The organism is Methylocystis sp. H4A, from assembly GCF_015709545.1.
GTDB lineage: Bacteria > Pseudomonadota > Alphaproteobacteria > Rhizobiales > Beijerinckiaceae > Methylocystis > Methylocystis silviterrae.
In genome coordinates this window covers 117,658-138,392 of record NZ_JADNQY010000024.1, presented here as the reverse complement: position 1 = coordinate 138,392, position 20,735 = coordinate 117,658, and the positions used below count along the sequence as shown (strand labels likewise).

Annotated in this window: 16 protein-coding genes; 9 read left to right on the top strand and 7 right to left on the bottom strand. The window is 63.1% G+C overall.

Annotation, left to right across the window (positions count from 1 at the left end):
* Positions 1–270: 270 nt before the first annotated feature.
* Positions 271–927: a sensor histidine kinase gene (locus IYW40_RS11010; protein WP_196400234.1), complete on the top strand. Its 657-nt coding sequence runs from the start codon at positions 271–273 to the stop codon at positions 925–927.
* Between the two features lie 136 nt (positions 928–1,063).
* Here IYW40_RS11010 and IYW40_RS11005 read toward each other — a convergent pair whose 3' ends face one another.
* The gene (locus tag IYW40_RS11005; RefSeq protein WP_196400235.1) at positions 1,064–2,014 is read right to left on the bottom strand and encodes a LysR family transcriptional regulator; all 951 of its coding nucleotides are present in this window, start codon (positions 2,012–2,014) and stop codon (positions 1,064–1,066) included.
* A gap of 244 nt (positions 2,015–2,258) precedes the next feature.
* Here IYW40_RS11005 and IYW40_RS11000 point away from each other — a divergent pair, with 244 nt between their 5' ends.
* The 5 genes from IYW40_RS11000 (at position 2,259) to IYW40_RS10980 (ending at position 6,217) form a co-directional block, all read left to right on the top strand.
* Complete coding sequence (locus IYW40_RS11000) at positions 2,259–2,918, top strand: DUF938 domain-containing protein (RefSeq protein WP_196400236.1); 660 nt, start codon at positions 2,259–2,261, stop codon at positions 2,916–2,918.
* 31 nt (positions 2,919–2,949) lie between these two features.
* The gene (locus tag IYW40_RS10995; protein WP_196400237.1) at positions 2,950–3,696 is read left to right on the top strand and encodes an SDR family NAD(P)-dependent oxidoreductase; all 747 of its coding nucleotides are present in this window, start codon (positions 2,950–2,952) and stop codon (positions 3,694–3,696) included.
* Positions 3,697–3,729: 33 nt separating this feature from the next.
* Positions 3,730–4,353 carry a DUF1326 domain-containing protein gene (locus IYW40_RS10990; RefSeq protein WP_196400238.1) on the top strand — a complete coding sequence of 208 codons (624 nt, stop codon included), beginning with the start codon at positions 3,730–3,732 and terminating at the stop codon, positions 4,351–4,353.
* Positions 4,341–5,150, top strand: a complete 810-nt coding sequence (locus tag IYW40_RS10985) for a DUF2182 domain-containing protein (RefSeq protein ID WP_348644257.1) — start codon at positions 4,341–4,343, stop codon at positions 5,148–5,150. Before IYW40_RS10990 ends, IYW40_RS10985 begins: the two co-directional genes overlap by 13 nt.
* Positions 5,151–5,506: 356 nt before the next feature.
* Positions 5,507–6,217, top strand: a complete 711-nt coding sequence (locus tag IYW40_RS10980; protein ID WP_175093758.1) for a L,D-transpeptidase — start codon at positions 5,507–5,509, stop codon at positions 6,215–6,217.
* A gap of 134 nt (positions 6,218–6,351) precedes the next feature.
* Here IYW40_RS10980 and IYW40_RS10975 read toward each other — a convergent pair whose 3' ends face one another.
* On the bottom strand, positions 6,352–6,891 hold the full coding sequence (locus tag IYW40_RS10975; protein WP_348644258.1) for a cob(I)yrinic acid a,c-diamide adenosyltransferase: 540 nt from the start codon (positions 6,889–6,891) through the stop codon (positions 6,352–6,354).
* A 316-nt stretch (positions 6,892–7,207) separates the two neighbouring features.
* Between IYW40_RS10975 and hemA the strand changes: the two genes are divergently transcribed.
* The gene (hemA, locus tag IYW40_RS10970) at positions 7,208–8,494 is read left to right on the top strand and encodes a 5-aminolevulinate synthase (RefSeq protein ID WP_196400239.1); all 1,287 of its coding nucleotides are present in this window, start codon (positions 7,208–7,210) and stop codon (positions 8,492–8,494) included.
* 70 nt (positions 8,495–8,564) lie between these two features.
* Here the strand turns inward: hemA and IYW40_RS10965 are convergent, their stop codons facing one another.
* The 4 genes from IYW40_RS10965 to IYW40_RS10950 form a co-directional block, all read right to left on the bottom strand.
* Positions 8,565–10,880 (bottom strand): S8 family peptidase, encoded by a 2,316-nt coding sequence (locus IYW40_RS10965; RefSeq protein WP_196400240.1) that lies wholly within the window; start codon positions 10,878–10,880, stop codon positions 8,565–8,567.
* A gap of 285 nt (positions 10,881–11,165) precedes the next feature.
* Complete coding sequence (locus IYW40_RS10960) at positions 11,166–11,555, bottom strand: SgcJ/EcaC family oxidoreductase (protein WP_196400241.1); 390 nt, start codon at positions 11,553–11,555, stop codon at positions 11,166–11,168.
* Between the two features lie 25 nt (positions 11,556–11,580).
* Positions 11,581–12,885 carry a UDP-glucose/GDP-mannose dehydrogenase family protein gene (locus tag IYW40_RS10955; protein WP_196400242.1) on the bottom strand — a complete coding sequence of 435 codons (1,305 nt, stop codon included), beginning with the start codon at positions 12,883–12,885 and terminating at the stop codon, positions 11,581–11,583.
* 146 nt (positions 12,886–13,031) lie between these two features.
* Positions 13,032–15,326: an NADP-dependent malic enzyme gene (locus tag IYW40_RS10950; protein ID WP_196400243.1), complete on the bottom strand. Its 2,295-nt coding sequence runs from the start codon at positions 15,324–15,326 to the stop codon at positions 13,032–13,034.
* A 287-nt stretch (positions 15,327–15,613) separates the two neighbouring features.
* Between IYW40_RS10950 and IYW40_RS10945 the strand changes: the two genes are divergently transcribed.
* On the top strand, positions 15,614–16,540 hold the full coding sequence (locus tag IYW40_RS10945; RefSeq protein WP_196400244.1) for a hypothetical protein: 927 nt from the start codon (positions 15,614–15,616) through the stop codon (positions 16,538–16,540).
* A 137-nt stretch (positions 16,541–16,677) separates the two neighbouring features.
* On the opposite strand, the gene IYW40_RS10940 is transcribed toward IYW40_RS10945, so the two are convergent.
* A complete protein-coding gene (locus tag IYW40_RS10940) occupies positions 16,678–17,694 on the bottom strand; it encodes a DUF3616 domain-containing protein (protein WP_196400245.1) in 1,017 nt (338 codons plus the stop codon).
* A gap of 121 nt (positions 17,695–17,815) precedes the next feature.
* Between IYW40_RS10940 and mutS the strand changes: the two genes are divergently transcribed.
* A complete protein-coding gene (gene mutS, locus IYW40_RS10935; protein WP_196400246.1) occupies positions 17,816–20,497 on the top strand; it encodes a DNA mismatch repair protein MutS in 2,682 nt (893 codons plus the stop codon).
* The last annotated feature ends 238 nt before the right edge of the window (positions 20,498–20,735 follow it).

The following is a 20,735-nucleotide window of genomic DNA, read 5'->3' as shown; positions in this document are numbered from 1 at the left end:
CTTTGGTTGAGTCGCTGACCGGTGAGATCCGGGAAGAAGGAAAGAACAAGGACTAACTCGCGATGGCCTTGTTCTTTTCGCCGAACAGGGAATCGTCGCCAGCGCGTGCGCGTCGCTTCTGACCCTCTCCACAACGCGACCCACACGTCTGAGTTTGCTTCGAAAAATATCTGAACATAAAACAGCCAAGATAAATATGCTTGATACTAGAACAACTTACAGGATTGAGGCATAATCGTTTTGAATGTAGCATCAGACGGATCGCCGGAATTGAGGCGGGAAATAGCCTCGCTGAGAGCGCAGCTGGCCGCGTCGCAGCAGCGCTACGAAGAGATTTGCCATCGGATCAGAAACGAATTGCAGGTCTTATCGGCTCTCTTTGCCGCGCAGCGGAGACAGTGTGGCCATCCGGTACAATGCGACATCTGCGTTTCGCGCATCTGCGCGACCGCGGCGCTCCACGGCGCGCTCGATACGAATGAGCACGAGATTTGCAGCCTCGGCTCTTTCGTTAGGCTTCTCGCCGAAACTCTGCATTCGGCCTTTGACAGTCGTTATGAGAGCATCGTGACCATAGACGGGGATTTCGAAATTGACTGCGCGCGCGCAAAAAGCGTCGGGCTTGTGGTCGTCGAAGCGACGGTAAATGCTCTCAAATACGCCCTCGTCGGTCTCGAGAAGGGCAGGATCGAAACGCGCGTCCGGTGTTTTCGGGGCGAGGTCGAGCTTGTCGTTGAAAACAACGGAGCGCCCTTTCCTTTAAAAACATTGTCCCAGTCGACCAAAATTTCAGGAAAGGGCCTTACGCTCATGCATGATATTGCGGCGCACCTCGACGGAGCCTTGGAGATCACGCCGAGTCCCATGGGAACTGCCCTGCGGCTCACTTTTCGGGTCGCTCCCGCAGCGATGCTAGGGGTTCGATAAGCCACGGCGATTTGCTCAAGCGCGCACTGCGGTCGAACGCGCCAGCGCGAACAAGAGATTCTCAGTCGATTGACAGGCCCGCGGCCCGACGCGGATCTTTGTCGGGCCGTGTTCCTGCGGCGTGTCGATCCTGCGCCTAGGCGCCAGCGCCGACGTTCGCATCGTTGCCGCTGTCGCGGCGGCAGGCCATCCGCACGCGTTCCCGCAGCCACATATGCGCGTGATCTTTTTCGTGGCGCGGATGCCAAAGCATCATCAACGCGTAGCGCGGCAGGTCGATCGGGATCTGCAGGATTTTGAGTGGAGCCAGCTGTACGAACTGCTCGGCCATCCTTTGTGGCAGACAGAGCATGAGGTCGGTCTTCTCGAGAATCCAGGGCGTCGTCAAGAAGTTCGGCAGAACAAGAAAGACGTTTCTACGTAGCCCCAGCTTTGCGAGACTGTCGTCGATCAGGCCCGTCCCTGCTTCCCGCCAGCTGATCAGCACATGCTTGCATTCCAGAAATTGCGCCAGACTGATGTGATCGCCCGGGACTTGCGCGTTCGATTTTCTTGTGAGGCAAACGATGCTCTCGCCCATCAACATCTGCGAACAGACATGCGGCGCGCCGCCGAAGATTGCGTCGAAGCCGATCGCCAGATCGATATTGTCTTTCTCGAGCACGATGTGGGGCGGCCCGGTTATCGGCTGCCGAATATGCACCTCAACATGTGGGGCGATGCGGATCATCGACTCGGCAAGCGTCGGCAACAGGGCGAACCCGACATAGTCGCTTGTGGAGATCACGAAACGCCGGCGACTGGTCGCGGGATCAAATTCTGGCGGGGGTTCGACAATCCTTTCGATCTCCCGAAGCACGGCCGCCGTTGGCTCCAGCAACGCAAGCGCGCGCGCCGTAGGGACCAAACCCGATGCGGACTTCACCAGTATCGGATCGTCGAGCTGGTCGCGCAGCCTGCGCAAAATATGGCTCATGGCGGGCTGGCTCAGGCATAACTTTTCTGCGGCGCGCGACACGTTCTTCTCTTCGAGAAGCGCCTTCAACGCCAGCAACAGATTGAGGTCGAAAGACTTGAGGTTGACCATCCTGTCGCTGCCTCCTGCGAATTGAGACTGCTGTTCCGAACTCGTCGACGGCAGCTCGTCTAGGGGTTTAGTTCCCCGAATGAGTTCATAAGATTTTCGAATTTTACCGCGTCGGCGACAATCGATAAAGCTTCCGACGGCTTGGGCCGGAACAAGATCCAAAAATGAAGGCCGCGAAGCGTTCGACGCTTCCGCGCCGTTGGGCGAGCGGCGCAAGCGTCGAGGAAAGCCGAGGAGGACCGCCATGTCCATCAATGTGCCTGCGGACCGTCCGCCGATCGATCCGCATCCGCTCAGCCCCTATGTTGCGTGGGCCGGGAATCGAAACCGTGATCCGATTCTCAACATGTTCAGAGTGATCTTTCCGAACAGCGGCAATGTGCTGGAACTTGCGAGCGGCGCTGGCAACCACATCAACTATTTCGCGCCGCATTTCCCAAATCTGTCGTTTCAGCCTTCCGACTATGACGTCGAAGTGTTCGATTCGATCAAGAAGAAGCGCGACGAAGCAGGCGGCAAGAATATCTTCGATCCCATCAAAATCGATCTGACTGAACCACAGACCTGGCCCAGCGCCAGCGATCGGCTCTACGACGGCATTTTCGTGGTGAACCTCTTCCAGGTCGCGCCGGTCTCGATCTGCGACGGCATCGCTCAAGTCGCCGACCGCGTGTTGACCAAGAATGGCTTTGTCGCGATCTACGGACCCTTCAAGGTTGACGGCAGTTATACGACCGAGTCAAACGCCGCTTTCGATCAGGAGATCCTCGCGCCCAAGATTGCCGAATGGGGCCTTAAGGACGTGCGTGATCTCGAACGCGCCGCCAACGCACATAATATCGCGCTTAAGAAAATTATGGACATGCCGGCGAACAACTTCATTCTTCTCTTTGGGCGCGCATGACGCGAGCGCGGCCGAAGAGAATTGACGCGCCATGACAGAACCGGCGATGGCGAATAGGGGGGTGGCGCTCGTGACTGGCGTTGGCGCCGAGTCGGGCCTCGGCGCCGCGTTGGCGCGGCGTTTCGCGCGCGAAGGGCTCCGCGTCATGGTCGCGGGCCGCACGCCGGAGCGGCTGCGAATCGTCGCCGAGCAGATTGCCGCCGCGGGCGGCGCGGTCGCGATCAAAGTCGCAGACGCCACGAGCGAAGCCGATGTCGCCGCCCTCTTCGACGAAGCAGACCGCGACGGCGACCTCGCGCTGGTCGCCTACAATGTTGGGAGCAATGTCGCCGCTTCCACTCAGGACACGACGCCCGAACTCTTCGAGCGCCTGTGGCGACAAAACGCTCTCGGCGGCTTCGTCGTCGGGCGGGAGGCGGCCCGGCGCTTCTCCCAGCGCGGACAAGGCACGATCCTGTTCACCGGCGCAACGGCGTCCTTGCGCGCGCGTCCGCCCTTTCTTGCCTTCGCCGCCGCCAAAGCCGCCTTGCGCGCCGTCGCCCAAGGCCTTGCGCGCGAGTTCGGTCCGAAGGGCGTTCATGTCGCCCATATCGTCGTCGACGGCGTGATCGCGGGCGAATATGCGGCGACGAATTTCGCCGACTACGCGCGCTCCAAAGGCGCGGACGGCGTCCTTGCCGTCGACGACATCGCCGACGCCTATTGGGCGCTGCACTGTCAGAAGCGCAGCGCCTGGACTCACGAAATGGACCTTCGGCCCTTCAAGGAGCCTTTCTAGGTCCGCAAATTACCGCCGGGGAGAAAGCAGAAAATGGCGACGCGAACGAAGTGGCGCTTTGTCGGCGACTATCTCGAGAACTGCAATTGCGACATCGTCTGTCCCTGCCTAGTCTCGACCAAGGCCATGATGGCGACTCCGACACAAGGGTGCTGCGACAACATTTTGGCGTTCCACATCGACAAAGGCCATTATGGCGACGTGGCGCTGGATGGGCTGAATGTGGCGCTCGCAGCGCATGCGCCAGGCCCAATGGCGGAGGGCGACTGGACGCTCGCCGTCTATATCGACGAGCGTGCAACCGACGAACAGACAGCCGCTCTGGGCGCAATTTTCGGCGGCGACGAAGGCGGACCGATGGCGGCTTTCGCGCCTTTGGTCGGAACGCATCTCGGCGTCAGGAAGACATCGATCCATTACACGATCGAGGGAAAATCACGCTTCGTCGAAATCCCGGGCATTCTCGCCGTCGCCGTCGATCCGCTCGCGAGCATGCATCCGAGCGGCGAAATCTGGGGCATGACCGGGCATCCGCTCGCGCCGGAGAAAATCGCTTTCGGCGTCGGCCGCACGGGAAATCATTTCAGCGACCACGGCATGGACTGGAATAATTCGGGCCGGAACGGGCATTACGCGCCGATCGAGTGGTCGAATTGACGGATGGCGCCCCCCGCATCGAACAGACGCGCGTGGACCTGATCGCGCTTCAGCGTAACGCGATCCTTGCCTTGCTGATCGCCTTGTCGGTCGCGGCGTGGGCGCTTCTGATCTGGCAAGGGGCACGTCATGACGCCCATAGCAGCATGGCCTCGCCGTCCATGGGCCTCGGCGCGCCGCTCTTCATCGCCGTCTGGCTGGCGATGACGATTGCGATGATGTTTCCGACGGTGGCGCCGATGGCGCTCACTTTCCACAAGACGCAGGCCGCGCGCCGCAAACGGGGACAGGCCTTCGTCGGAACATGGGCCTTCCTCGCCGGCTATCTGCTCGTCTGGATGGCGTCTGGCCTCCTCGCTTATATTGGCGCGCTCGCCGCGGAGGCTGCCGCCGCGCGTCTGGATCTTTCGGCGCCGACGCAAGGGCGCGTCGGCGGGTTGATCCTCATCGCCGCCGGGCTCTACCAGCTCACGCCGTTGAAAGAGCTCTGCCTGACCAAGTGCCGCACGCCGATCGGCTTCATTATGACCTCCTGGCGCGAGGGGACGCTCGGCGCCCTGCAGATGGGCGCGCATCACGGCGCCTGGTGCCTTGGCTGCTGCTGGCTGCTTTGCGCGATCATGTTTCCTCTTGGCATGATGAACGTCGCCGCGCTTGCGAGCGTGACGGTGATCGTTTTCGCCGAGAAGACCTTGCCGTGGGGTCCCGCCGTGGCGCAGGCCATGGGCATTATCATCTTCGTCTACGGCCTCTTGATCCTGATCCAGCCTCAGGCGCTTCCGATCATCCATGGATGATGGGGCATCGCTGGGCCGCGCATGTCCGCTTTGCTGATCGGCAAGTCGCGTCAGCGCGAACAATAAATCGCTTAGGCGATTGAGATGGCGAGCGCGCTCTCGGGCGCGGGCGACCGCTTCGAGCGCCGCGGTCTCGGCGTCGTCAGAGGCAAGATCGAGCTGCCGCGCTTTCGCGCTGACGATGGCGCTGATTTGTAGTCTCGCCGCCACAGAATGACCGGAATTTCCGGTCAAAGCCGACGTTCTTTACTTTCCGAAAAGCAAGTGATGGCAAGGTCTCGGCTCAGCAAAGACGTTCAGCGGGTTCGGGCCGGAGTATTCTTTGGTCGGCAACTGGACATGGGAACTCCAAAATCATGATTAAGGACGATGGGATAGCCGACGCCGGCGAAACAAACGAGGAAGCTCGACTTGGGCTTGCGTCGGGGCGTCTCAACCGCCGGTCGTTTCTGGTCGGCTCCGCCGTCGGTCTCGGCGCGGCCGGGCTCGCCGGTTGCGTGTCGTCCGACGACATGATGCGCGCCGAGGCGGCGAAGCTTTACGGGCCGGTTCCCAACGACAAATTCGCGATCCCCGCGGTCGATATCAGCAAGGTCGATCCGAAATATTTTCGCCAGAAAGTGCGCTACGCCTCCAAGGAAGCGCCCGGCACGATCATCATCGATCCCGGCAAGTTCCACCTTTACCGCATCGAAGGCGACGGAATGGCCACCCGCTATGGCGCCAATGTCAGCCGCCCCGGGTTCCTGTGGAGCGGTGAAGTTTATATCGGGCGCAAGGCCGAATGGCCCACCTGGACGCCACCCAAGGAAATGATCGCGCGCCAGCCGGAGGCGCGCAAATATGCCGGCGGCATGCCGGGAGGTCTGGAAAATCCGCTCGGCGCCCGCGTGCTGTATCTTTACAAGAACGGCGTCTACACGGTCTACACGATCTATAGCACCAGCGACCCCGAGACGATCGGGCAGGGCATCACGAGCGGCTGCACCGGCCTCCTCAGTCAGGACATGATCGACCTCTACTCCCGGACGCCGGTCAAGACGAAGGTGGTCATGCTGCCGGCATAGCGGACCGACCGGAATCGGTCGGGAGCTCCCGTTGGCCTGCCGTTCGATAGCGGCCACGGCAAGACCGCCGCGAATGTCCGGCATATGCGCGCAGGTCAACGTCGGCTCACGGCGCTAACCCGCCGCCCAAAACCTCACCCGCCGAGCATTCGATCCGCGTGTCCGCTGTGCAGGTCCGCGAGCCGCGCCAGCGCGAACAATAAATCGCTCAGGCGATTGAGATAGGCGAGGGCGCTCTCGGGCGCCGGCGGTTCTTCGAGCGCGGCGACGCTGCGCTCGGCCCGCCGGGCGATGGCGCGCGCCATATGGAGACGCGCGCTCGCCTCGGCCTCTCCCGGATAGATGAAATCGCGCAACGGCGGCAGAGCGTCGGTCGCGCGATCGATCTCGGCTTCGAGCGCCGCGGTCTCGGCGTCGTCGAAGGCAAGATCGATCTTCCGCGCTTCGGCGCTGACGATGGCGCTGATTGTGTAGAGCGCCTTTTGCGCGCCGCTCAAAAGATCGTTCGCCTCGGGGAAGACGACGCGCGCCAGACCCAGGCTCGCCGTCAATTCGTCGAGATCGCCGACCGCCGCCACGCGTGGATCGAACTTCGCCGCCCGCCGGCCTGAGAAGAGACTCGTCTGGCCTCTGTCGCCTTTTTTCGTATAGAGCTTCATCGCCGTCACGCGCACCCCCGTCTCTTCGTTACCTCACGCGAGGCCGGATGGTCATCCCATAAACGCTTCTGACGAAAAAGCCTCGGTGACGGCGGAGCCAGGCAAGGCGCTGCTTTGACGCCGCCGGGCGGCGCCGACAATGCGTGGCGCCATTGTTTTCATTGGCGGTGGCCCGGCGTTGCGCAAGAAAAGAGGCGCGGGCGCGTCATTCGGCCACTCGCCTTTCAGGCGCGGATCGGCTATGTAAGAAAACGTCCAAACTAGACGGCGGGCAGGACGGGGGCCTTGTCGTCGGTTTCGGGGGCAAAGAGAAAAATCAAAGGGTTGGAGCATGGTCTATCGGCGTTACTTCGAGGCCGCCGTCTCCCGTCTAAAGGACGAGCGCCGCTACCGCGTCTTTGCGCATCTGGAGCGCGACGTCGAAGCTTTTCCACTCGCCAATTGGCATCGCGACGACGGCTCGGTCGAGCCCGTGACCATATGGTGCTCCAACGACTATCTCGGCATGGGTCAGCACCCCGACGTGATCGCCGCGATGGTCGACACGGCTGGCAGGGTCGGCGCCGGCTCCGGCGGCACCCGCAACATTTCCGGCACCAGTCACGCCATTGTCGAGCTTGAGCGCGAGCTCGCCGATCTGCACGGCAAGGAAGCCGCGCTCGTCTTCACCTCCGGCTGGATTTCCAATCTCGCGGCGATTTCGACGATCGCCGACCTTCTGCCCAACTGCGTCATTCTATCGGACGCCTCGAATCATAATTCGATGATCGAAGGCGTGAAGCGCTCGCGCGCCGAGAAGAAGATCTTCCGGCATAACGATCTTGCGCATCTCGAAGAGCTGCTAATCGAAGCGGGCGATCGGCCCAAGCTGGTCGTCTTCGAAAGCCTCTATTCGATGAACGGCAATATCGCGCCCGTCGCCGACATCGTCGCGCTGGCGGAGCGCTATGGCGCGATGACCTATGTCGATGAAGTGCATGCGGTCGGCATGTATGGCGCGCGCGGCGGCGGGATCTGCGAACGCGAAGGCGTGATGGGGCGCGTCCATGTGATCGAGGGCACGCTCGCCAAGGGCTTCGGCACGATGGGCGGCTATATCGCCGGCGACGCCGTCATCATTGACGCGATCCGGTCCTACGCGGCCTCCTTCATCTTCACGACGGCGCTGCCGCCGGCCGTCGCGGCCGCCGCCTGCGCCGCGGTGCGCCTGCTCAAACGCCGGCCGGATTTGCGCGCGGCGCATCAGCGCGCCTCGCATATCACCAAACACGCCCTCGCCGCCGCCGGCCTGCCTGTATTGGAAAACGGCTCGCATATCGTGCCGGTGATGGTGCGCGACGCCGAGCTCTGCAAGGCTGCGAGCGACATGCTGCTCGATCGCCACTCGATCTACATCCAGCCGATCAACTACCCGACGGTGGCCAAGGGAAGCGAGCGGCTGCGCGTCACGCCGACGCCCTGCCACACGTCGGCGCATATCGCGAACCTCGTCGAGTCGCTCGTCGACGTCTGGCACACGCTCGGCATTCCCTTCGTCGAGCCGCCGTCGCATCTCCATGTCGAGGAGAAGAGCGACGGGAAGTGCAGCTATCCCGAGATCAAACTCGCGGCGCAGTAGGCGTCGTTCACAAACGCAAAAAAGCGCCGGCCCATGGCCGGCGCTTTGTTCTTTGTGAGGACGCCGCTTGTTATTGCGGCTTGCGCGGCGGCGCGAGACGCCAGGTCACGCGGCCGACTTCCTCATCGCCATACATCTGCCGCGCGTAGATCTCGAACTCCTGCTTGCGCATGTCCTCGGGAATTTTCACGAGGAGTCGCATCGCAATTCGCGCTTTCGCCGGGAAGACGACGTCGGCGAACGCCGTGCGTCCCGCCGACTTGATGGCGACGACGCCCCGCCGCTCGCGGTCGGCGCCTTTGACGGGCCGCGCGGCGATCTTCACGAGTTCAGCCCACTCCAAAGGCATCTCGAGCATCGCTTCCGCCTTGGCTGGCAGACGGCTGGCGATCTCCAGCCGCATGCGGCGGGCCTTGTCCGGCGCGCCGGCCATAAGGAAGGGCATTGCCACGAAGCCCGGAGGCTGGGCGCCCGCCGGCGGCGTATTGTTCACGACGTTGAAGTTACGCCAGGTCACATTGTTGTTGTTGCGGATGAAGCTGCGGAAATTATCCCAGTCGAGGAAATCCGCGGGGGCCGGCGCCGGATCGCCCGTCGCGCCGATCAGCGCCACGAAGCAATAATGTCCGGGCGCCGGAATGTCGGCGGCCTGCCACTGGATCGCATCCGAAACCGTGAGCTGATCGCCGGTCGGAACGGACGGCAGAGTGGTCGATCCCAGCGGATTCCATTGGTCGGGCGTCAGCAGCGTCGAGGGCGGCGCCCAAAAGACTGTCGCCTCGACGTTGTTCGCCGCCGAGCCGCCGCGATTGCGCATGCGGACATAGACGAAATTGTCCTGGCCCGCCTCCGCCTCATAGCCGAGCGCGGCGCTGTTCTCGACGCCGCTGCCTTGGCCGAAGGCGGCTTGCGGATCGGCGACGGCGTTCTGACGCAGGATGACGTCGGGGCTCGCCGAGATCGCGCCCATATGGGCGTCGCCGCTATCGCCGACGAAATCGCGCAGATAGACGTCGGGCGCCAGACTGAGCACGTCGCCGTCGATGATCGCGCGCAGATTGGGCATGACGCCGATGCGGTCGACCGCAGGAGTCTGCGATGGCGTGCCATTGGCGGGATGACTCAATATCTGGCGCAACTGCCACGGGGCGAAGCGATGGCCCAGAGCGGCTTGCGCCAGACCCTGTACGGCGAGCGCCGCGCCCGTCACGATGGGCGACGCGCTCGACGTGCCGTTGAACCCGGTCGTATAGAGGTTTGTCGCGACGTTAGAGTTGTCGGAAGAAAGCGTATCGACGTTCTCTCCCCAGCCATAGCAGTCGATGCGGCTGCCGAAGCAGGAGAAGCCAAGGCGCGTATGCGGCGCGGTCGACGATCCTGCGCCGACGATGATGGCGCCGGAATCTTTGAAGTCGGCGCTGGCGCGATTGAAGACGAGTTCTCCGCTCACACTGACCGTATCGAGATCGACGCCGCCATTGCCGCCGGCTTCGACGACGACGACGCCCAGCGCCGTCGCCAGCCGAATGACGTCGAACACCGCGGGCTCGATCTCCACCGGCACTTTGACGTAGCCGGCGAAGCTCGTCTGCGCCTCGAGCAGAAGCACGTCGCCGAAATTCATGACCGCGACGGCGTCGAGGATGGGCTGAGATGTGCTGTAGCCGCCGCCCGAAAGCCACTGACCGACGACGCGCACGGAGCCGAGCTTCGGCGTGACGCCGACGCAGCCCACCATATTGTCGACCGCGCAGATTTCTCCGAGCACGCCGCTGCCGTGGAAGAAGAAGGAATTGTTCAGCCCGGAAATGATCGAGATGTTATGCGCCGTGAGATCTTCGTGATTGAGCGTCCAGCCCCATTCGAGATCGACCAGCGCCTGATTGGCGCCGTCGCCGCCGGCGAAAAGCCATGCGTATTCCGCGTCAATGCCGTCTGGCGCGGCATCGAGATAACCCTGATTCATGCTGCGCGGATCGTCGGCGGCGTTGACCAGCGGCGGCTCGACGGGCTTTGGTTCGACATAGGCTTTTTCGACGGACGGCCACTGCGAAACGATCCTCGCGACGGTCTCCGGCGCCGTGTCGTCCGGAACATTGAGCACGAAATAGCCGAGGAAATCCGGGGCGTGATAGCTCGGATCGCTGACTTCGGCGCGCGCCATCAGGTCGCGAATCTCGTCCGCTTTCTTCGAAGCGAAGAGAGGGACCATGGAAATGCCCTTGAACTGCTCGGCAAGGCGCGTCCACGCGCCATGAAACCGCCGCTCGATTTCCTTCTCCACCGTGGCGTCGTAGGGCAGTTCTATGCGATCGCGGAATTTGACGACGACTCGCGGATGGTAGCTTCCGACGCGCGCGTCTTTTGGGGCAACTTGCTTAGCCATATAAACCTCCATGAAAAAAATGCGCCTGGCCACATCGCGAGCAGGGCGATGCAAACTCGCTTAGGCGCGCGCCGCACGCTGTGCGCCGCCGCACAATGGTTGGAGGTTGGCGCGGCAGTCGATGGAGATATGGGCGGGGTGTCTCTCCTTAACGTCTTGCGACGCGAGGCCCTTTCTCGACCCGCCGTCGCATGTCGAGAAAAGGCGCGACGGGACGTGCAGCTATCCCGAAATCAACTCGCGGCGCAGTAGCTGCGCGAAACGACTGTTGCAAATCTTTTCGGCTCAGGATTTTTCCGCAGCCAAAAGATTTGCGTCTCTGGCCAGCCGCCATCGCCCATCGGCTTCCTTGCGTAGAATCGTCAACGTATTTCCGGTCCGATGCAAAGGCGCGCCTCCGTCTCTAGGCGTCGCCGTCATCTCGATGTAACTGCGCATATAGGCCCAGTCGCCAAAAATGCAGAGCTCCTGGATTTCGCTGCGTGCCTCGATCGCGACGTTCTTCATGTTTTTCGACGCGGCGACGAAGGCCTCCTTGCCGAATGGCTTTCCCCCCGGCGTCAAAAAAATCACGTCATCCGTCATCAGATCGATCAACGCTGTCAGGTCGCCCGCTTTGCTGGAGACCATCCACGCATCGACCAATTCGCGAATGGCTCTTTCGTCGTCCGTCATTTCGCAAATCTCCGCGTGATTCTTCTCACGTCCGTCCGACGCTCACATAGGTGAAGCCGCGCTTGCGCACGTCGCCGGGGCGATAGACGTTGCGCAGATCGACGATGATCGGCTGCTTCAAGAGGCTCCTGACCCGATCGAGATCAAGCGCGCGAAAAGCGTCCCATTCGGTGACGATGGCGAGCGCGTCGGCGCCTTCCAGCGCCGAATAGGCGTTGTCGTGGAAGGTGACCTCCGGCATCAGCGGACGCGCCTGCGCCATGCTCTCGGGGTCATAAGCATGCACCTGCGCCCCGTCGCCGGCGAGTGAAGCGACGATGGCGAGCGAAGGCGCGTCGCGCATGTCGTCGGTGTTGGGCTTGAAGGCCAGTCCCAGGAGCGCGATCTTCTTGCCGCGTACCGAGCCGCCGAGCGCGTTGATCACCTTGCGCGCCATCGCCCGCTTGCGCGCGTCATTGACGGCGACCACCGTTTCGACGATGCGCAGCGCCGCGCCTTCGTCCTGTCCGGTTTTGATCAGCGCCAGCGTATCCTTGGGAAAGCAGGAGCCGCCATAGCCTGGCCCGGCATGCAGGAATTTCCCGCCGATGCGCTTGTCGAGGCCGATGCCGCGCGCGACCTCCTGCACGTCGGCGCCGACCTTTTCGCACAGATCGGCGATCTCGTTGATGAAGGTGATCTTCGTCGCCAGAAAAGCGTTGGCCGCGTATTTGGTGAGCTCCGACGTGCGCCGCCCGACGAAGACCAGCGGCGGCGCGTTGAGCGACAGCGGACGATAGATTTCCTCCATCACTTCTCGCGCGCGCGGATCTTCGACGCCGATGACGACGCGGTCGGGGCGTTTGAAATCCTCGATCGCCGCGCCTTCGCGCAAGAATTCAGGATTGGAGACGACGGTGAAATCGGCGTCCGGATTGACTTCGCGCATGATGCGCTCGACTTCGTCGCCGGTGCCGACGGGGACGGTCGATTTGTTGACGATGACCGTGAATCCCTCGAGCGCCTTGGCGACGGTCTGTGCGGCGGCGTAGACGAAGGACAAATCCGCATGACCGTCGCCGCGCCGCGATGGCGTGCCGACCGCGATGAACACCGCGTCGGCGCCTTTGACCGCCGGTTCGAGTTCGGTGGTGAAGGAAAGGCGGTTCTGTTCGACGTTATTGGCGACGAGTTCGTCGAGGCCGGGCTCAAAGATCGGAATCTCGCCGCGCTTCAGGCGCTCGATCTTGGTCGCGTCGGCGTCGACGCAAATGACGTTATGGCCGAAGTCGGCGAAACAGGCCCCCGAGACCAGACCTACATAACCAGAGCCAATCATCGTAATGTTCATCAGCGTCAGTCTCTTGCTTCATGTGCGATCGCCTCCCAAGGGAGGTCGCGCGGGGAAGCCGCGCGGGTGGGGGTGAGCAGGGTGCGGGACGCGCGGTTCACCCCACCCCGCGCCTACGGCGCGACTCTACCCATCAAGGGGGTGGGTCATCCGCCGACGCCGAAGGCGGCGAGCGCCGCCATATTGACGATCTCCGTGTCCGTCGCGCCGAGTTGGACGATTTGAACCGGTTTGTCGAGTCCGACGATCAGCGGACCCATGACGGTCGCGCCGCCCAGTTCCTGTAACATTTTTGTCGAAATAGCCGCCGAATGAAACGCTGGCATGACAAGGACGTTCGCCGTATCGGTGAGTCGCGAAAACGGATAGGCGCTCATGAGATCCTTGTTGAGCGCAATGTCCGCGCCCATCTCGCCCTCATATTCGAAATCGACGCGCCGTTGGTCGAGAACGTTGACCGCCTGGTGCACGCGCGCCGTGCGCTCGCCCGGCGGATAGCCGAATGTCGAAAACGCCAGCATGGCGACCCGTGGCTCGAGTCCGATGCGGCGCGCGACGCCGGCCGCCTCGATGGCGATTTCGGCCAGCTCGTGGGCGTCGGGCATTTCGGTGATCGCCGTATCGGCGACGACGACGACGCGGCCGTTGGCGAGAATGATCGACGCGCCGATGACGCGGTGGCCGGGCTTGTGGTCGATGACGCGGCGCACGTCTTCAAGCGCGTGGGAGAAATTGCGCGTCACGCCTGTCACCATGGCGTCGGCGTCGCCCTGCGCCACCATCGCTGCGGCGAAATGATTGCGGTCCTGATTGATCAGCCGTTGGCAGTCGCGCATCAGAAAGCCCTTGCGCTGCAGGCGCTCGAACAGGAACTGCGCATAGACCGCGTTACGGTTCGAGAGTTTGGCGTTGTGGATTTCGATCTCCGCGGGAAGTTCAAGGCCGGCGTTTTCCGCCGCCTCCTTGACGCGATCCTCCCGGCCGACAAGCACGGCGCGTCCAAAGCCCTGGTTGACGAAAGCGAGCGCGGCGCGGATCACCTGCTCCTCTTCGCCCTCGGCGAAGACGACGCGCTTGGGATCACGCCGCACGCGTTCGTGAATGGTCTGCATCAGCCCGGCGATCGGATCGCGACGCGCCGATAGCTCGGCGCGATAGGCCTTCATGTCGACGATGGGGCGGCGCGCGACGCCGCTGTCCATCGCCGCCAGCGCCACGGCGGGCGGAATGATGGAGATGAGGCGCGGGTCGAACGGCGCCGGGATAATATAGTCACGGCCGAAACGCGGCCGGGCGCCACGGTAGGCGTTGGCGACTTCGTCCGGCACGTCCTCGCGCGCGAGATCGGCGAGCGCCTTCGTCGCAGCGATCTTCATCTCCATGTTGATCGTCTTGGCGCGCACGTCGAGCGCGCCCCGGAAAATATAGGGAAAGCCGAGGACGTTATTGATCTGGTTGGGATAGTCCGAACGCCCGGTGGCGATGATCACGTCGGCGCGCGTGGCGCGCGCTTCTTCCGGCGTGATCTCCGGGTCGGGATTGGCCATGGCGAAGACGATCGGATTGTCCGCCATGCCGCGAAGCATGTTCGGCGTCAGGGCGCCCTTGACGGAGAGGCCGTAGAAGATGTCGGCGCCTTCCAGCGCCTCGGCGAGCGTTCGCGCTGTGGTGTCGACGGCGTGCGCGCTCTTCCACTGGTTCATCCCCTCCTGGCGGCCGCGATAGACGACGCCCTTGGTGTCGCACAGGATGACATTGCGCGGATCGAAACCCATGGCTTTGGCGAGATCGAGACAGGCGATGCCGGCGGCGCCGGCGCCGTTGCAGACGAGTTTCGCCGATCCGATGTCGCGGCCTGTCAGCAGCAGCGCGTTGAGCATGCCGGCGGCGGAGATGATCGCCGTGCCGTGCTGATCGTCATGAAACACCGGAATGTCCATGAGGTCGCGTAGCCGCTCCTCGATGACGAAACACTCCGGCGCCTTGATGTCTTCGAGATTGATGCCGCCGAATGAGGGGCCGAGATACCGCACGGCGTTGACGAATGCGTCGACCTCCTTCGTATCGATCTCGAGATCAATGGAATCAATGTCGGCGAACCGCTTGAACAGCGCGGCCTTGCCTTCCATCACTGGCTTCGCCGCCAGCGCGCCGAGATCGCCGAGCCCGAGGATCGCGGTGCCGTTGGTGATGACGGCGACCATGTTGCCGCGGGTCGTGTAATCGAACGCCGCTGAAGGATCCTTGGCGATGGCGAGCACCGGCGCGGCGACGCCCGGCGAATAGGCGAGCGACAGGTCGCGCTGAGTCGCCATCGGCTTCGAGGCGATGACGGCGAGCTTGCCGGGCCGGCCGCGCGAATGAAACAGCAGCGCCTCCTTGTCCGATATCGTCGCGCGCTGTTCCCCTTCCGCCCGATTACCCGCCATGTCGTCGGCCATCTCCGCCCCTTTGCTGTTGCGACGCAACACGCCGACCATAACCGGAGCGTGGCTGCGTCCACAAGCGTTTGCCGATCAGGGCGGCCGCGCAAAGCGTCACGGAACAATGACGAAGCGTCAGCGGTTTAGGGCATGCGCGGCTGTCCAGCGGCGGCTTAGGTCAGGATTCCGGGCAGCAGCGGTCGAAGCGGAGGTTTCAAAATGAATGGCATCATTTATCTCGTCGGACTCATCGTCGTCGTCCTGGCGATTTTATCATTTCTTGGCCTGCGCTGAGGAGACGGCAGATGACTGACTACGTGCAAACGGGGCTCAACGTCAGGCCGTCGCGCGGCGAAGCCGCCGCCGTGGCGGCCGCCGAAGACATGTCTGGCCGGTCGACCAACACCGATTGGGCGGCCATCATCGCCGGCGCAACGATCGCCGGAGCAATTTCCTTCATCATGGGGGCGTTCGGTTCGGCGATCGGCCTGTCGATGACGTCGCCTTATGGCGGCGCGTCCTTGATCGTGCATCTGATCGCATTGACGCTCTGGGTGCTCTGGATCACCGTTTCGAGCTTTGCGGTCGGCGGCTACGTCACGGGACGGCTGCGCCGGCGCGCCGGAGACGTTACGCCAGAAGAGGTGGAAGTGCGCGACGGCGTCCATGGTCTGGTGCTCTGGGCCGCGGCGATCGTGGTGTTCGCGCTGATCGCGGGCGCTTCAATCTTCCAGCTCGCAAAGACTGGCGTTTCCGCGGCGGCGTCTGCAGAAGGCGCGAGAACCGAGACGTCAGCGCTTGCGCCCACGGTTACGCCGGTCGAAGAGCGGGTCGATTTTCTGATGCGCGGCGATGGCGACGTGAGCGCACGGGGCGTGACGATGCCGGCCGAATATCCGCGCGCGATCGTTAAACGCATCGTCGAGCGCGGCTTGGCGACAGGCGAAATCTCCGGAGAAGATCGCGCCTATCTCGTCAATGTTCTCGCTTCTCGCTCCGGCCTCGCCCCGCAGGAAGCGGAAAGGCGCGTGGATCTGAGCGCCGAACGCCTGCGTGAAGATCAGGCGAAGGCGAAGGAGACGGCCGAGACTGCGCGCAAGACCGGCATCCTGCTCGCCTTCCTTTCTGCAGCGACGATGCTCATCGGCGCGGTGGCGGCGTGGTACGGCGCGACGCTTGGCGGACGCCATCGCGATGAAAACGTCGGCGTCGCGGCGTTCTCTCGCTTCTAAGTGGAGGTATGAAATGTTCCGGTCTGTCTTGCTGTGGATGCTCGGGATTCCGATACCGATCATCATCCTGCTGGCGCTGTGGCGCTAATCCGATGCGATGAGAAAGCCCCGGAGGCGCGTGCGTCCGGGGCTTTCTCTTATGGCCTGCGGGGAATGTTGAAGACCAGCGGCGCGCCGTCTTCGCCTCCATCCGAGAGCACGAGCAGGCGATAGCGTCTCGGGTTCAATTCGAGCAGGGCAAGGGCTTCCGGCTTGATAGGTGCGCCTTTCTTCCCTAGCGGAGCATTCTGCAGGTCGAGCGTTGCGAGTTCTTTTGGCTGCACCGCCACGCCAGTCGTCAGTCCGCGCAACTCGACGATCGAATAGTCCGCTGACGATTCGGCGTCGCTGGGCCCAACAAGAGCGAGCGCCACGCCGTCCGCGATTGCGAGATCTCGAAAGCCCTTGTTGGCGCCTAAAGGAACCGTTGCGAGAGAGGGTCTAAGATCGCCCCCCTCGAAAAGAGCCCTTGCATCGACGCTGACGATGTAACCGTTTCCTTCCACATTCGGCGCGCGCAAGGCGAAAAGCAGCCGCCCATTCGCCGCCGCCATGCCCTCGATGTCGATGCGGTTGCGACCCGGCGCCTTGTCGCAGCGGCAGTCGCCGGGAACGGCATAGGACGCAAGTTCGGGAAGGCCGCGCATCGCGTCCCATAAGCGCTCGCTGTGCGCCATCGTTCCGATATGGCCGTTCTCGTCGGTCGTCAGCCGGTAGACACGTCGGCTGTCAGAATTGTCGCAGCATGTTTGGCGCTTTGCGGCGTGAGATCCGGCCACGTAAAAATAGCCGCCGTCGACGGCGGCAGATTCGGCGTCGAGCTCCTTCTCCACGCCATCGAATTCGAAGGGCTCCCCGACATAGACCAGCCGCTCGCCGTTGATGCGCATGAAGGCGCCCTGGCGGCCTTCATCGACGGCGAGCACACATATGCCGCTCGTTCCGCAGGCAAAGCCGCTGAACGCTTCATTCGCCCTTTTCGCCGCAAAGGGGTGTTTGTCGACCTGCCACGGGATTGGCGATTCTGGCGCGACGCGCTGCGCGGCGAAAGCGGCCGAAGAAAGCCAAGCGGCGGCGGCGGCAAGCACAATAGGGCGATAGATGGCGGCGATCATCGACGTCCCCAATCCCAATCAGACAAACAAGAGCCGAATCTAGGCCCGGGCGGACGCGTCGTCCACATGCAAGCGCATGCCGCGCGTGGCGCTTGCGCCGCGACGCCGTTACACTGGCTGGATGAAACACGCAGCGCCCGTTCCTGCTCAAAATCTCAATATCGAGGCGCAGACGCGCGTGACCCCGATGATCGCGCAATATATCGAGATCAAGGCGGCGAACGCCGATTGCCTGCTCTTCTATCGCATGGGCGATTTCTACGAACTGTTTTTTGAAGACGCGCAGACAGCGTCGCGCGCGCTCGGCATCATGTTGACAAAGCGTGGCAAGCATCTTGGCGAAGACATTCCGATGTGCGGCGTGCCGGTCGAGCGCGCCAACGACTATCTGCAAAAGCTCATTGCGCTCGGACATCGCGTCGCCGTCTGCGAGCAGATCGAAGACCCGGCGGAAGCCAAAAAGCGCGGGGCGAAATCGGTGGTGCGGCGCGACGTCGTACGGCTTGTCACGCCCGGCACGATCACCGAAGACGCGCTGCTTGATCCCACGAGGCACAACGCCTTCTTGGCGATGGCGCGCTTGCGCGGGGAGGACGGGCGCTGGCGATACGGCCTGGCAAGCGTCGATATTTCGACGGGCGCCTTTACGGTCTGTGAGCGCGAAGAGAATGCGCTCGGCGCCGAGATCGCGCGTCTGGAGCCTCGCGAAATCATCGCCGTCGACGCGCTGTGCCGAGACCCATCGCTTTCGACGCTCTTCGAAGGCGCCGGCGCGCCCATCGCGCCGATCGGCCGCGACATCGGCGACGGCGCCGACGCGGCGCGACGCCTCATGGCGTTCTACACTGTGGCGACGCTCGAAGGTTTTGGCGCCTTCAGCGACTGTGAGCTCGCCGCCGCCGCGACGGCCATTCTCTATGTCGAGCGCACGCAAAAGGGACAGCGCCCGGCGCTTTCGCGCCCAACAAGTCTGCGCGCGCTGACGGCACTTGAAATCGACGCGGCGACGCGCGCCAATCTCGAACTGACGCGCACGCTGTCCGGCGCGCGCGAGGGCTCGCTGCTTTCGGTCGTCGACCTCACCGTCACGCCTGGCGGCGCCAGGCTCTTGGCCGAGCGGATCGCGGCGCCCTTGACTGACGCGCGATTGATCGCGGCGCGTCTCGACGCCGTCGCCTGCTTTTTCGAAATGCCGGATCTGCGCGCCGCGCTTCGCGCGAAGCTCGCGCGCGCGCCGGATCTTTCTCGCGCCTTGTCGCGTCTTTCGTTGGAGCGCGGCGGCCCGCGCGATCTTGCTAGCGTCGGCGTCGCGCTGGACGCTGCGCGGGACATCGCGGGTCTTTTCGCGCAGCTCGATCCCCCAATGGAGATCGCTGCGGAGGCCCAAACGCTTTCTCAAGCCGACATCGCGCTGGCCGGCGAAATCGCCGCAGCCTTGAAAGATAGCCTGCCGCTCGACAGGCGCAACGGCGATTTCATTCGCGAAGGACGCGACTCCGAGCTGGACGAAGCGAGACGGTTACGCGACGCAAGCCGCAAGGTGATCGCCGAGCTGCAGGGGCGATATGCCGAACTCACCGAGACGAAGCTCAGGATTAAGCACAATAATTTTCTCGGCTTTTTTCTCGAAGTTTCGCTGGCGAACGGCGAAAAGCTGCTGCGGCCGCCTTTCGACGCGACCTTCACGCATCGCCAGACCATGGCCGACGCGATGCGTTTCTCGACGCGCGAACTCGTCGAACTCGAAGCGAAGATCGCTTCGGCCGCCGATCGCGCTCTGGCGCGCGAATTGGCGATCTTCGACGCGCTGGTCGCAGACGTTTGCGCGCGCGCCGACGACCTGCAGCGTCTCGCCGAGGCGTTCGCGCGGCTCGATCTCTACGGCGCGCTCGCCGAAGTTGCAGAGAAGCGCGGCTGGACGCGCCCGCTGATCGACGCCTCGCTGCATTTTGAGATTGTCGGCGGACGCCATCCCGTCGTTGAAGCTTCGCTGCAGTCGCACGGCAAGGCATTCGCCGCGAATGACTGTGATCTTTGCGGAACGGAGGGCGGCCGAATCGCTGTCGTCACCGGGCCGAACATGGCCGGCAAGTCGACCTATCTGCGTCAGAACGCGCTCATCGCGCTCCTGGCGCAGACGGGCTCCTACGTTCCCGCGCAGTCCGCGCGCATCGGCGTCATCGACAGGCTGTTCTCGCGTGTCGGCGCCTCTGACGATCTCGCCCGTGGTCGCTCGACCTTCATGGTCGAGATGGTCGAAACTGCGGCGATCCTGAACTGCGCGAGCCCGCGTTCGCTCGTCATTCTCGATGAAATCGGTCGTGGCACGGCGACATTCGACGGACTTTCTATCGCCTGGGCGACGATCGAACATCTGCACGAAGTGAATCGCTCGCGCGCGATCTTCGCCACGCATTTCCATGAATTGACGCAGCTTGCGAAGCGGCTGCCGCGCCTCGTCAATCTGACGATGAAGGTGACCGATCACGCCGGCGATGTGGTGTTTCTGCATGAGGTGATCAAAGGCGCGGCCGACCGCTCCTATGGCGTGCATGTCGCGCAGCTCGCGGGATTGCCGGCGAGCGTCGTCGCGCGTGCGCATGCGATCCTCGCAGAGTTGGAAGCGGCCGATCGACGCGCGCCGGTCGAGACCTTGATCGACGATCTGCCGCTCTTCGCACGCCTCGCTGAGGCGTCGGCGCCGAAGGACGCATTGCGCGACGCGCTTCAAGAGATTGATCCAGACCAGATGACGCCGCGCGAAGCGCTCGCCGCGCTCTATGAATTGAAGAAGAAGCTTTGACGCGTCTTTGTGGTTTGAAGCCAAGCTTCAAGGCTCGTGACTAAGTCGCAGACCGCGCTGCGTTCGAAGCACACACTCAAATCCATCGAGCCTCGTTGCGTTCTTCCATCGACGGCGAAGCATGTCGAACGAAGGCGCAAGGATCGGGGCTATACGCCGGCGCCGCCTGCGGCCTTTGCTCAGCATGTCCGTCTCTGATCCGACGGCGCCATCAAACTACTCTGACATCGGAGAACCA